Source organism: Echinicola sediminis, assembly GCF_054777495.1.
The window spans coordinates 25,269-39,942 of sequence record NZ_BAAHAP010000036.1 but is presented as its reverse complement, the minus strand read 5'-3'; the positions used below and the strand labels follow the sequence as shown (position 1 = coordinate 39,942).

The following is a 14,674-nucleotide window of genomic DNA, read 5'->3' as shown; positions in this document are numbered from 1 at the left end:
AATCCCAAAAAAAACTTATTAGGCCAGAAACACTGGGGCCCTTCATCATGATTACCAGCCTCTTTTTCCTGTGGGGGCTGGCCAATAATATGACCGACACCCTGCTGGCCGCCTTTAAGCGTATCATGAGCATGAGCGACTTCCAGACTTCCTGGATTCAGCTTGCCTTTTACGGCTCCTATTTTTTGTTGGCCATACCGGCCGCCATCATTATCAAAAAATACACCTATAAATCCGGCGTACTGCTCGGACTCGGACTGTTTATCCTCGGGGCACTTCTTTTTTACCCTGCCAGCATTACCATGGCCTATGGCCACTTCCTTACCGCCCTCTTTGTGCTCGCCGGCGGACTATCCATTCTCGAGACCGCCTGCAACCCCTACATCATGTCGATGGGATCTCCGGAAACCGCCACCAGAAGGCTGAACATGGCCCAGGCCTTTAACCCTATCGGCTCCATCACCGGGGTATTTCTCAGCAAGATGTTCATCCTTTCCAACCTCAACCAGCTCAGCGCTGAGGAAAGGGCCGGCATTGCCCCGGAAGAACTTGCCGAGATCCAGTCCCAGGAACTCACTGCCGTCATGGGGCCCTATGTCGGCGTGGCCATCTTCCTTTTGGTACTCTGGCTGGCCATTAAAATGACCGCCATGCCTGAAGGAAGGGATAATTCACAGCAGCTGGACTTTGGTTCCAGCATCCGAAGACTTATGGCCAAGCCCCACTACTACTGGTCGGTCATCGCCCAGTTTCTCTATGTCGGTGCCCAGATCGGGGTATGGTCCTATACCATCCGCCTGGTCATGGCCGAAATCAACGTCAACGAGGACCTGGCCAGCAACTATTACCTGGCCGCACTGATCCTGTTTTCCTTTTTCCGCTTTGTGTTCACCTACCTTATGAAGTACGTTCAGGCTGCCAGGCTCCTGTTCCTGGCAGCCCTTGGTGCCATGGCCTGTACGCTGGCCGTCATCCTGATGGAGGGCAGCACTGCCGTCTTTGCTTTGGTGGGCATTTCCGCTTTCATGTCGCTGATGTTCCCCACCATTTACGGCATCGGCCTCAAGGACCTGGGCGGCGACACCAAAATCGGTGAGGCAGGACTCATCATGGCCATTTTGGGAGGGGCGGTCATCACCAGTCTGCAGGGACAGATTTCCGACCTGACCGGTGACATCAAGCTGTCCTTTGCGGTTCCTTTGGTCTGCTTTATCGTCGTGGCTGTCTTTTCCCTTTTCAACACCTCCAAGAACAAATCGCTGAACTATGAATAAGCAATATGTAATCGGCCTTGATTACGGATCCGATTCCGTCAGGGCCATATTGGTAAATACAGAAGACGGAACCACATTGGCCTCCAGTGTATTCGAATACCCCCGATGGAAGGAAGGCCAATACTGTGACCCCGCAAAAAACCAATTCCGTCAACACCCTCTAGACCATCTCGAAGGGCTTGAAGAAACCATAAATCAGGTCACCAGTCAATCTGGCGTCCTCCCTGGACAAATAAAAGCCATCTGTGTGGATACCACCGGCTCCTCTCCGCTTCCGGTCAACCGGCAGGGCATCCCCCTGGCCCTGCTGCCGGAATTTGCCGAGAACCCCGATGCCATGATGGTCCTTTGGAAAGACCATACCGCCATCGGCGAGGCCGAGGAAATCAACCGGCTGGCCAAAAACTGGGGCGGCGAGGACTTTACCAAATACTCCGGGGGCATCTATTCCTCCGAATGGTTCTGGGCCAAGATCCTCCATATCTCAAGACAGGACGATAAGGTGGCAGGGGCGGCCTATACCTGGATGGAGCACTGTGACTTCATCACCGCCCGGCTTTGCGGGACAGAGGATCCCCTTTCGGCCAAGAGAAGCCGGTGTGCCGCGGGCCACAAGGCCATGTGGCATGAAAGCTGGGGCGGTTTTCCGCCTGCCGACTTCCTAGATATGCTTTCCCCTTATTTGGGGGAAATGAGAAAAAGACTTCCTGCTGAGACCTTTACCTCCGACCAGCCAGCAGGCAGCCTGAGTCAGGAATGGGCACAAAGGCTGGGGCTCAGCACTGAAACCGTGGTGGCCGTAGGCACCCTCGACGCCCACGCCGGCGCTATTGGCGTGGGGATCAAGGAAAACACCCTGGTGAGGGTAATGGGAACATCCACCTGTGACATGCTGGTATCCCCATCCAAAGATATCGGCCAGAGACAGATCAAGGGCATCTGCGGACAGGTGGACGGCTCCATTATTCCCGGATCCATAGGACTCGAAGCAGGACAGTCCGCCTTTGGCGATGTGCTGGCCTGGTTCAAAAAACTGCTCCTGGCTCCCTCCCTGGAGATCATCCGGAACAGCAATGAATTCACCGCAGAAAAGAAGGAAGCGTTCCTCTTAGAACTGGAAGACAACTTGCTGAAGCTGCTTTCCGAGAAAGCCGCCCAGCTGGCCCCTGAAGACACCGCTCCGCTGGCCCTGGACTGGATCAACGGAAGGAGGACCCCGGATGCCGACCAGTCCCTGAAGGGGGCGATCGAAGGCCTTACCATGGGCACCGATGCCTACCGCCTGTTCCTTTCACTGGTGGAAGCCATCTGCTTTGGCTCCAAGAAGATCGTGGACCGCTTTCAGGAGGAAGGGCTTCACATCAACAGTGTCATCGCACTGGGCGGGGTGGCCCAAAAATCACCCCTGATCATGCAGACCCTGGCCGATGCGTTGGACATGGCCATACAGGTGGCCGAAGAAGACCAGGCTCCCGCACTCGGCGCCGCCATCTGTGCCGCGGCAGCGGCCGGGATTCACCCTGATTTCGCCACGGCCGTCCACAAAATGGGCAGCAGCATGGCTAAAGTGTACCAACCTCATCCCGAAAACGTCGAACGGCTGGCTAATAAATATAAAGACTATCTCAGGCTGGGAGAATTTATCGAAAAATCCAGTAAAAAAGAGTTGTTACAGCTCAACTAAATCAAAAATGATAATATTGAATTGATCTAACCAGGTAATCATTGCTTAACTATCAACCAACCTATAAACCAAGGGCCTGTCTCATAAGTAGATTCCCCTGATTCTCACACAAATAATATTTTGTTGTAGACTGTCAGTCAGTGGAGAAAGGGCCCGCCCCAAAGGGGCGAACTTATAATAGCCTGGGGTGGTAACCCCAGGCAAAAGTACCACATAAGGGTCAGGTTTTGGCCGGATTAATAGCAATAGAGCATACAACTTTCCGCCAAAACCCGTAGATTTCAATTAAGGAATCTACCCAAGATAATGTCTATGATTACATCATCGCAAGCGGTTAGAAATCCTATACCCATAGAATATTAAGTAACCAGATTCCGATCATGACTTATGAGACAGCCTCTTTTTTCATAATATGTAAATGATAATGTCACCTCCTGTGAAGAGAACGCCGTATTCGACGAGCATCCTTTTTTTATTCGTCCTAGCCGTTCACCCCCTCCAGGCTTGCAGGGAGAGTAGTGCTGTTTTCCCCCAGGTAGAGCCTGTCCAGTAATGACAGGCTCTACTTGGGCTTACTTTTGTTCATGCCTTTCAGGCTTCTCCTGCCCCATGTCATTCCTGCCCCATGTCATGAACGTCAATTTTTAAAACCATTAATGCTATCCATTATTATAAAATTTTGGAACTGGTAAAATAGCGGATAAACTGTTCAGAAAACAACAAACTGAAATTCGTCAATACAAATTCAAGCATTAAAAAACGGGTCGATTTCTGAAAACCGACCCGTTTAACCTTAAACTAAATTATGTATATCCGCAAAGACACCAGTAGCTCTAAATTAGCAAACCATCTCTCACAGAATACACAGAAACCCGCAGAAAAGATTTTTAATTCCGTGTAATCCTGTCTGACGCCAGGTAGATCTGTGGAATCCGTGAGAAATAAATTTAATGGTCTAATTACGGATAATCGTAAACTAAATTATATATAAAAATAAACCCTATGCTATCCTTGTGGAATTTATTGCCAATTTGGATTTTGGTCCAAATTAGGATTCAAATTGATTTGCTTTTTGGGGAGAGGCCTTAGGTAATGTCTCGATGGATCAAAGTTCCTGCTGGCAGCATTTTCTGCCACGATATAACCTTCATTGTCCACAAAGAAATGTACCCCAGGATTAAGGTCCGGAAAAGCAGTCTCATACTCGGTGCCTACAAACTTAATCCCTCTAACGGCCATGGGCATTTCATTTTCAGCGGCTTTCCACCGCATCAGATCATCAAACCTAAATCCTTCAGAAGCTAGCTCCACACCTCTTTCTCTTCTCAATTCCGTTTTCATATCCAATCCATTAACCAAGACAAAAGCGTTGCTTAGGGCGGGCATGTTTACGCGTTGACGAAGAAGATTAATGGACTTATCCAGTTCACCATCAGTGATGCTTCCCTGCAGTTCAAATTTCGCTTCCGCGTAATTCAACAGCACCTCTCCATAGCGGATGACAATATTGTCGTATTCACTTCTTCCCTCCCAGGATTCTAGGGTTTCCCCTAAATATTTATAGAGACTATACCCTGTTCTGGTAATTGGGCTGGTCAAGGAAGGTTTTTCAAACACCTTGGTTCCATCAAACCAGGCATACTCTGTACCCGGCATAAAAACAGTCTGCGCCAATCGTGGGTCACGGTTATGGAATTCGGAATCCATTTGGTCATACCCCTCAAACAAAGGCGACTTCTCTATGGGAAGGCCGTCCTGACACAAATAACTATCCACCAATTTCCTGGTGGGGTTGATGATGTTTTGGTCCAGCCACCTGGTGAAATTATGCGTGCCATTGATCTCTCTTACATATCGCCTGGAAAGAATGACTTCATTGGCGTCCTCTCCTGCCTCGGTAAACAACTTACGGTAGCTTTGCTCAGGGCCATACTGTTCAAACAGGGAATATTCTCCGCTCGCCATCAAATCCTCCGCGGCCTTTACGGCAACGGTCAGGCGTGCACTTCCATCCCCTTGGCCATGATATTTTTCCCAAGTGCCTTCATAAAGTGCCACCCTGCTCAAAAAAGCCTGGGCTGCTCCCTTGGTGACTTTTCCGAGCTGATCGGAAGACAAGTCACTCTTCAAAGGCAATCTCTGAATGGCATTCTGTAAATCAGCAATGATCAGATCAGCCACTGCTGCACGGGAATCACGTGGCGCCGTCAGTTCTTCACTGTCGATATCCAATACCTTGGTGACGATGGGTACCCCGCCGAATTCCCTTAATAAACCGAAATATTGCCATGCTCTAAAGAAATAAGCCTCACCTACCCACCGGTCAATTTCAGCAGGATTGGGATACTCCGCGCCTTTCTCCAAGAGATAGTTAATTCCCCTAACCGCGCCATAGGTATTGTTCCAAAGTCCGGATTCATCCGGGGCCAGGTAAGTACCGTTACTGGTCGAATTGGGCCCGGATCCAAACGTAGTTTCGGCCCTGCTGTCATCATGTACATAATGGTCCGGCAATGCCCCATAAAAGGCATTGGCAGCCATTTCAAAGTCCCTGGGTGATTTCCAAAAAGACCCATCGGAAACCTGATCTTTGGGATAAAGATCAAGGTCCTTATTACAGGCTCCCAGTAAAAGCAGGAAGCCCATAATCATATATATATTCAACTTATTATTCATGATTTCAAAATTTAGAATGTCACATCAAGTCCAAATGAAATAGTTTTTGGGAAAGGATAGTTTGTTCCTCCGGAGTTGTCCTCGGGATCATAACCTCCACGCATTTTGTGGTAATCCCAAAGATCGTTTCCACTGAAGTAAATCCTTGCCTTCTGTATGGCCTTGATATTCATCAAAGCATTTGGGAACTTCATGGTATAGCCTAATTGCACGTTTTTCAATCTTACATAAGCTCCGTTTTCTTTGTTATTGTTGGAATGTTGGTAATTCCACCACCTGATATCACTATGGGAAAGTCTCGGGTATTGAGCATCCGTTCTATCAGGTGCCCAGGTGTTGTTATGGTACAACAATGGCGGATGGTACCATGGCCAGAAGAAAGGAATACGGGCAATACCTTCTCTAAACACCGTCCTTTTGGCCACTCCCTGGAAGAAGGCGCTGAAATCAAAACCTTTCCATTCAGCATTGAGGTTCACACCGAAGTTGTATTGAGGATCGGTGGTTCCCAACACAAGCAGGTCCCCGTTTTCCCTTTCATCACTGTAGGCATCTATACGGCCGTTTCCGTCCAAATCCGTGTACATGGCATCTCCTATTCCTATATTGGACGGTACACCTCCTAATTGCTTGTACTCATTGAGCGTTTCTTCATCCTGGATGATACCGGCAAAATCATATCCGTAATACAAATTGGAACGATATCCCTCTCTGTAGCCGTTAAATCCTACGCCATAGTTATCAAATCCGCCCAAATTGGTGATTTTGTTCTTGCCATTGCTTAGGACCAGTCTGACACCGTATTTGAATTCATTGACCTCATCATTCCAGGCCGTGCTCAATTCCCAGCCCCAAGAATCCAATTCTCCATTATTGCTTTTTGGCGGTGCTGCTCCCAATACTGCCGGTACAGTAACCCCCAGCAACATGTTTTTATTGGTTTTCAAATAATAGTCATAGGATACGTTCAACCTGCCGCTAAGCACCCCTACATCAAGTCCCACGTTTTTGGAAATCAGGGTTTCCCAGGTACGTGTATTGGATACCATACCGGCCAGTGAGGCAGACTGTGCCCGCTGCACATCTCCAAATGGATACTGTCCTCCGATATTGATATTCTGCACGTAATCATATAAGCCGATACCGGACTGGTTACCTATCTCGCCATAGGAAGCCCTTAGTTTAAGGTTGTTTATAAAAGAGAAATCCTTGATAAAATCTTCTTCAGAAAGTCTCCAGGCGACCATTCCTCCTTTGAAGAGTTTCCACCTTTGTTCTTCGGCAAACCTGGAAGATCCATCATACCTCATGTTTGCTTCAAAGATGTACTTGTCCTTATAGGTATAGCCCAATCTTGAAATCAGGGACTGCAAGGCCCAATGGTTTCCTCCTCCTGAGTTCTGCATATTGTCCGTTCCTCCCAGGTTGAGTGCAAACAGCTCGTCAGAAACAAAATTGTCACGATAAGCACTGAAATAATCATAATCGTACTCCTCATGAACACCACCGCCCATGATACTGATATTATGGTCTTCACCAAGGGTTTTATCATATTGTAACCTTACTGAATAGTTACGCTGATTGGTTTTAGAAAAGGAATAGTTGGCATTGTTGGGCGAAGTTTGGTATTCATAATAGGCGAACTTTTCGTCCCAGAAATAATAAGGGATGGACTTTCTGATCAGTCTGGAATCATAATTTTCGAAGGTCATGCTGGCCTGACCGGTGGCCACCAGTCCCTTGATGATCTCCCAGTCCAACTTGAAATTGGGCAATATCCGGGTCGTCCACTTTTCCAACGGCTCACTTTCCTGTGCAATCGTCACCGGGTTGGCATAGCCCCACTGGCTGAACCATCTTCCTTCAGGTGTTTTTACAGGAAAGAAGATAGGCTGCTGGGAAACAGCTCCAATCGCCCTTCCTAAATTGTACACTTCATTTACTGCCATTCTATCAAAACCTACCCTGGTGGATAGCTTCAGGTTGTCCAAGATGTCAAAGGAATAGTTCATCCTTAAGTTCAGGCGCTCTGCCTTATCGGGAGCATTGGCCACCATACCATTGTTCTGGTTATATCCCAATGAAAAATAGTAGGTAGAGCGATCTCCTCCGCCATTCAAACTAAGGTTATAATCCTGCTGAATGCCTCGGGAGAACAATTGGTCAAACCAATCGGTGGTTTGGTAAAACTGAAACTCATTGGCATTGGGAAAACGCTCAGGTGCTGCCCCGTCCAATATTTTCTGCATCCGCACATCGTCCCAAAACGGTGCGGTACCATTGGCGATATCAGCCTCCCTGCTCATCTGGGCGTATTGGTACAAATTAGGATAAAGTACTTTGTTCAAAGGCTGGGAAAAAGCCACATTGCTGGTAAACCTCAGCGTTGGCTTGCCTTTTCCTCCAGACTTGGTCGTCACCAGGATCACCCCACCGGCTGCCCTTGATCCATAGATGGCGGCAGAGGCATCTTTCAGCACCGTGACCGTTTCAATGTCATGGGGGTTGATAAGGTTCAAGTCCGAGGAAGGGTTGCCATCGATCAATATAAGCGGGGAGTTTCCTCCATTGACCGAAGAAATGCCCCGAATATTGATATTGAAGCCTTCTCCTCCGGGCTGTCCACCACCTCTGGTAATGGTCACCCCTGGGATGGCCCCCTGAAGGGCAGAAAGTACGTTTGGAGCCGGTCTTGATTCGATCAATTCACTTCCGACCACTTCCACTGCTCCGGCCAAGGTTTCCTTAGACTTGGTACCGTAACCAATGACCACCACTTCTTCCAAGGTTTTGGTATCCACTTCCAAAACAATGCTTAGTACCGACTCATTGCCTACCTCTATTTCTTTGGTAATATACCCCAAAGAGGAGACAACAAGCACCTGCCCTTTTTCTACATTAATACTGAACTCTCCTTCTACATTGGCGGATGTTCCCACCCCGGTTCCTTTGATTTTTACCAGGGCACCGGGAATCCCCATACCATCAGGCCCACTTACGACCCCTTTTACTTCTTTACGGAATGTTTCTTTGGTTACGCCTGTATCCTCTGCACCGGCATAAGTTTCACATGGGTATCCCACCATAAAGGCCACCAAGAGGCCCATACTGGTTTTCGCCATGTAATTAGTAATAAAATTCTTTTTCATATACCTTTTTTTAAGTCTGATTACGAATCCTGTAATTAATCAGTAAATGCCTCGTTTTATCTAAATTAGTTAATCGTTTAACTATTTAATTAAAAATAATTCCGTCTTGCGGATATATTTTTTATTGATTTAACCAAAGTAAAACGGGTATCATTGGTGATTAAAGGAATCAAGGAAAATATGAGCTGTAAAATTCTTTCATAGCATTTGGGATTAGATGTTAACTTAGTTAATCGATTAACAAATGAAATGTACTGACAAAAAATTAAAATACAAAGCAATACGAAAATAATTTCAGAATATAAACAGGTAATTTTGCTTTCAGCTCCTAATCCATGAATCATCCAAATAAACAGGAATTGCCTAAATCTTTGGCAAACAATAATTCTATTTTAAAAGCCTACGCCCGGTAAAAAAAATAAAGGCCAGGCAAATGATACCTGACCTTTTACAAGCAGCCTCCTTTGATTAGTAGGCTGACTAACATAAACTTGGTTATTCAGTGACTTGGCTTAATTGCTCCAATACCTGCTTCCTCTTCCTTCTAAACTCCAAAACATTCGTATCATAGTGTTCAAAGCCATAAACCGTGGTTCCTACCAGTTCCTTCGATTCATCAGGAAAATGTTCGGCATACATTTTCAACAGCTCGTAATCCACTATCCCATCCCGCATGGCCTCCAGTCGAATACTGGGCAGAATTTCTCCCTTTCCTGGATAGCTAATCCAGCAATCTCCCCCCGGGAGTACATTCCCCGAAGAAACAATCATTCCCGATGCATCGTCAAAAGGGTTATCAGCAGTGACGATCCCTTCCTTGGATCCCCAGAAGTTAAAGCCCCAATGCAAATAGCCCGGAATCCCATATTTGTGGTTCACCCAATGCAAGAGACGGGTTTTGATCAGGGGCTGCTCTATAAACCTATTCGCATACTCTCCTTTCGGAGACAGACAGGTGTAGTACCAGGCCTCCTCTCCCAACTCCTGCCTTTCCTTATAAAAGCTCAGATCCTCATTAAGAAAATTCATCTGTGGAACCCATATATCTATGAATCCTGCCAGTTTGGAAGTATGGCATGCTTCAATGATACAGACCTCAGGAATGATCCCTTTGACAAATCTGGCGATGGCAATATAAGAATCTGCATTCGCATCAATGGGTTCGTCCGCTATATGTTGCACGTACTGTTCTTTCCAACCATTATCTTCTATGTTCTTCCACAAAGCGGACAAAAATTGTTGGTAGAATTCTTTGGTCGTCCCTTCTTCCAAATCCTTTAGCTCCAAACTATATTCTCCTTCTTTCAATACAGGTACCCTGAGGCCAAATTCACCGTCCCAGTCGCCGTTGATCCGTGAACCCAGGTGCCCTCCTTCTATCCTTCCCAATACCTCCTCCTCTTCAAAGAGGCGTACCATTTTGTTGAAATTGCTGAAATCAAACGCCCACTTTCCTCCAGAATAGCTAAACGTAGTATGGTCCAAAGGGGATATCAAAGCCACATTTTGACGGTAATCGGCCAGCGTCCTGGCCATCACACGGGTCAGCTCCCAGTATTCCTGCGAGTATTTCTCTATTTCCTCGGATTCACTTAAATAGTGTAAACGGTCCAAAAAGTACCAATTGGTCACCATCAAAGAGGTTTTATCAATTACCGGAGCAAATACCTCCAAAAAGATCGAATGCTTCTTCTCAAATATTTCCCCCTCAATTTTTCCTGTTATGCTGACCTGGCCGCTATACTGGCCTGGAAGTGCATCTTTTGGTATGGGAAGGGTAATCCATATCGGCTGGGTGGTTCCAAAGGGCACATCCCTTCTCGTTTCCCTGATAATAGGATCAGGGAAATACCCAGAGGGTGCGGACAATAGGTCTTTACTTGGTTCGGGATTGGTCCGCCCGACTTTCACAAAATCCACAAAACCTACTTTAGCTTCTCCAAGCAGCGAAGCTCCCATGGCAGGCGCCTCTACGCGTACCTGGACATCTTCCATCGAACTATTGGCCCGTACTACAAACTGAAAAGTGGCATGCTCCCCTCTGGCTACATCTGCATGGGCAGCAGTAGGCTTGAAATAAGAACTTTCGGGGAATACTTTGACCAAAGGGTCTACATACTCAAAGGTCACTTGGGGCTCGGTCATGGCAAAGCTCTTACTGACTAAAAGCAAGGCCATAAGGGTATTTAAGGCAATTCTTATCATCATTTTATAGTTAGTATACTACCGTTTTGTTTGTAAATAAACTTGGTAAATCCCAGTTCATGACATACAACTTTACGTAAAAATTAATTAATAAAACACAATATTTCGAAAACACCACCTTTCACTATTGTAATTCTATCTTTGGAAACTCGTTTTTTCCCCAAGATCTCAGGTACATTCTTTTCCGATAAAGGGGTTCTGCTCCCTTTTCTCCGGGGTCCACCCTGGCAGAGCTCGTATTCACAAAATCCAACCGAATTCCTTCGGAAGCCGCCTGCCCCAACATATAACCGTTGTATTGGCAATCAAAATACATTAAATGGGGATTGATGGTCCTGTCCGGATCCAAGGCTGAACCTTCCATGCCCGAAGCCAGCCCCAAGGCATATTGACTCCCATAGAGAACCGTGTTGTTGATATTGGGGATTTCATTCCCATGCTCTGCATAAACATAAAGTTTTTCGAGCAGGGGGCTGTCTGCCCCCTGCCCTCTCCTGGCCAGCCAGAAAAAATCAGGGAAGGAGCTCAATGCACCTACAGCGAGGTCGGCCATTACCGGCTTACCGGACAGTCCCTCGACCAGCCCGGCCATATGGATATGGTAATCAGCGGAAAGACTCACCAGGCCAGAAATTGCTTCAGATTGTATAAAGGACAGTAGTTCTGCTCTTTCATCCGAACAATCCTTCCATGAATCATTATAGAGGAGTTTTCTTTCCATATGGAGTTCAGGTACATTATCAAAATCCATCAACACTTCCTGAAAGGGCTCACTATTGGCCCATAATTTCCAGTTGGCCTTGCTGCTTTTAAGGACGGTTTTGAACCACTTCTTTTGCTTCACCCCCAATACCGAAACTCCCGGCAGTTGATAACTTTTATTATCCGTAACGATAATCAGCACATCTTTTCCCCACTGAAATGCCCGGTACATTCCCATGGAATTAATGGCCTTTATATTATTGGGTTCAGAATAGATCCCTTGCTCCGTTTTATCCGGAATTGGGCGGTTTTCCACTGCTGTGGGAATAAAATCATGGGCTTCATTTTTTACTCCCTCCAGATTCTGTGCATCACTCAAGGCAGCAGGAAGGTATTCAAACCAAGCTTGGTTGGCGGCGACCTTTACCTTCTGCATGCCTGGCAGTCCTATCATATCGGCGATATAAGACTTGGACTGATGGCCACCATCGGCAAACTCATGGTCATCCCAGGTATAGACAAAGGGCCACCTGGCCCTTGCTTCCTGCATAATGGGATCAGACAGATAGGTTTTGTACAGATGCCGGTAGTCCGCTAAAGTTACCGGACTCCAGGATCCGGACTTCCAATGATCGGAATCCGGCCATTGCTTTCCGTCTGGAAAAGGCGGAATACTTCGCTCCTTACCTTGGCGGTCTACCAACCAATTGGGGTGATGGTTATCCTGACGGGGATCATCCCCTACCACCTCATAGATAAAGTCTCCCAAGTGAAAGACCATGTGCAGCTGTTCCTTTTCAGGCCGGCTTTTATCCTCTTCAATCATGGTCTTAAGGGTTCCAAAAAATCCCTGCTCGTAACTCGAGCAAGCAATGGTAGCATAATTTAAGCTGGCCGGATTCTCTGCAGCAGGAGCGGTAAAGGTCCTTCCTGTTCTGGAGGTATCCGATCCCGCTATAAACCGATAGAAAACCTTTTTTCCCTTGGGGAGACCTGTTGCAAAATACCGAAGGGTAAAATCAGCATCCCTTCCCGTTGTGGCCCTTCCTTCATGAATCAGCTTCTCGAAGGACCGGCTCAGGGAAACTTGGACGTTGGCTTCCACCACCTCCTTTTCTGAATCCGCTGAAGGAACTATCCGTGTCCAAAGCATAATGGCCCCTGGTTGGGGATCGGCTGAAGCCACCCCTTGGGGAAATTGATACCGCAAAGGAATAGAGCCTTTCGGGTTAAACCATTTCGGTTTAACAGCAATAATTGCCGCGGTCAAAGCAAGCATGCCCACCAGGCCCACGATCCAGTACTTTTTCATTTTGCTTTTTAAAAACTAGTTGAACACAAATTCGGAAATCACGGCGGCATGATCTGACGGAAACATGATAGGATGCCGGTCAATCACTTTTGAGTCCACGAGCTTTAGCTTTTCTCCCTGATAAAAGATATAATCTATCCTTGGCCGGATATAATCACTGCCATCCCCCCGGTAAAAGGGCCAGTAAGTAAAGCCCGGTGATTCCAAGGGGTTGGGGTAGGCCTCTCTGAAGCTGTCGGTAAAGCCGGCCTTTTCCATTTCCATCGTAACAGGCCAAGGAACGGTATAACCATGGTGAATATCTTTGGTCTTACTGGTCCAATCCAGATGGGATTCAATATTAAAATCCCCGGCCATGACAATAGGAATATTATCGGCTTGATCCAAAACGGGTTTGATTTCTCGGAGGATTTCCTTGATCTCTTTGTGCCTGGTCTCCCCTTCTGCCCTGACCAATTCCTCAGGGCTGAGTTTTTCCTTCACCAAACTTTTCTGGTAGTCGGGCAGATAGTGTAACCATGTATCGAAAACCACCATTTCCTCCTCATTGGGAAGCTGGAGCACTACGCCTCCAAAATTGAAAGGCCTGAACGCTTTGATCGTTTCCTTGACAGGAAATCTACTTAAGATGGAAAGATTGGAGCTGACCAGGTAAAAGTGATAACCCAAGGCATCGGCAATTTCCTCCACAGATCCATAGGTCTCAATCAAGGTCACCACATCCGGTTGGTGGGCTTGGATGGTATTGATGATGCGTTCAAGTCCCACCTGCTTGCCAAAACGGTGTCCGCCATGCCATATATTCCAGGAAAGAAGCTTGACGGAACCCGACCAATAGGGCTTTTCCCTTTTCTGCGGATAATACTTTCCGTACTCGGCAGCAATTTCCTCTTGGCCCAGATGCTTGGCTACCAAAGTAATATTATCCAGGTATCCATTAAAGGCCTCCCACTGTCCCAAGTAATCCCAATTACCGGCCGAGCCTCCAAAGCTGGTCGCCAAGTCGGAATCCAAACCGCCCAATCCGTCTATATTATATATGCCTCTCTGCTGCCCATCGAAATAAAAATACAGATTGCCCTCTGACCTATCCAGCGAAAAGCCGATCTGATGCCAGTTCCCGTCATTGATTTTTTGCTTTGCTAAGGTGGGCTGGTAGCTGTATTCCTGTTTTCCATCACTGATATGAAAAGCCCAGCCTCCATATTCGGTGGCCTCGATCATCCATCCTTTCCCCTCTTTTCCCACCTGCTTTTTGTTTCCTGCTAATATAGTCCCCTGTAAGGTTCCTGGTTTGGTTTTCACCCATAGCGATGCCCCAAAAGACTGCGAAGCACCATAAGGCATGGCAAGGGAATCATACAATTTCACCGGCATCCGCAAGGCTGCATCCGAAGTCAAGTCCAGGGCCTTTCCCTCCAAGCCCTCTGCATACCTGCTCACCTGGGCATCCAATAGGGAGCCGGGCTTTACACTACTTTGCTTCGTTGGATAATAAGCGGATTCCTTTTCAAAATCTATTCTGATATCGGCTATTTGTGCTGCGGCCTTGTCATGGCCCCCCAACAAGCATAACCAAATGAACAATACCGAAAAAAAAGAACGCTTTAACTTATTGTAATAAACTTCTTGATACATATTAATTGAATTTTTCTGACTAAAGGGAATTTTA

At 47.0% G+C, this 14,674-nt stretch carries 7 protein-coding genes; 2 read left to right on the top strand and 5 right to left on the bottom strand.

What is annotated here, in order from left to right:
* Positions 1-47: 47 nt before the first annotated feature.
* Together fucP and ACYVAA_RS11155 are read left to right on the top strand one after the other, a co-directional pair.
* Complete coding sequence (gene fucP, locus ACYVAA_RS11160; RefSeq protein ID WP_460541594.1) at positions 48-1,274, top strand: L-fucose:H+ symporter permease; 1,227 nt, start codon at positions 48-50, stop codon at positions 1,272-1,274.
* A complete protein-coding gene (locus ACYVAA_RS11155; RefSeq protein WP_460541592.1) occupies positions 1,267-2,958 on the top strand; it encodes a ribulokinase in 1,692 nt (563 codons plus the stop codon). Before fucP ends, ACYVAA_RS11155 begins: the two co-directional genes overlap by 8 nt.
* A 1,020-nt stretch (positions 2,959-3,978) precedes the next feature.
* Here the strand turns inward: ACYVAA_RS11155 and ACYVAA_RS11150 are convergent.
* From ACYVAA_RS11150 to ACYVAA_RS11130, 5 genes are all read right to left on the bottom strand, one after another.
* On the bottom strand, positions 3,979-5,634 hold the full coding sequence (locus ACYVAA_RS11150) for a RagB/SusD family nutrient uptake outer membrane protein (RefSeq protein ID WP_460541590.1): 1,656 nt from the start codon (positions 5,632-5,634) through the stop codon (positions 3,979-3,981).
* 11 nt (positions 5,635-5,645) lie between these two features.
* The gene (locus ACYVAA_RS11145) at positions 5,646-8,783 is read right to left on the bottom strand and encodes a SusC/RagA family TonB-linked outer membrane protein (protein ID WP_460541588.1); all 3,138 of its coding nucleotides are present in this window, start codon (positions 8,781-8,783) and stop codon (positions 5,646-5,648) included.
* 495 nt (positions 8,784-9,278) lie between these two features.
* Positions 9,279-10,991 carry a DUF4091 domain-containing protein gene (locus ACYVAA_RS11140; RefSeq protein ID WP_460541586.1) on the bottom strand — a complete coding sequence of 571 codons (1,713 nt, stop codon included), beginning with the start codon at positions 10,989-10,991 and terminating at the stop codon, positions 9,279-9,281.
* Positions 10,992-11,112: 121 nt separating this feature from the next.
* Entirely contained in the window at positions 11,113-13,002 is a 1,890-nt protein-coding gene (locus ACYVAA_RS11135; RefSeq protein ID WP_460541584.1) for an alkaline phosphatase D family protein, read from the bottom strand.
* Positions 13,003-13,017: 15 nt separating this feature from the next.
* Complete coding sequence (locus tag ACYVAA_RS11130) at positions 13,018-14,640, bottom strand: endonuclease/exonuclease/phosphatase family protein (protein WP_460541582.1); 1,623 nt, start codon at positions 14,638-14,640, stop codon at positions 13,018-13,020.
* Positions 14,641-14,674 lie beyond the last annotated feature (34 nt).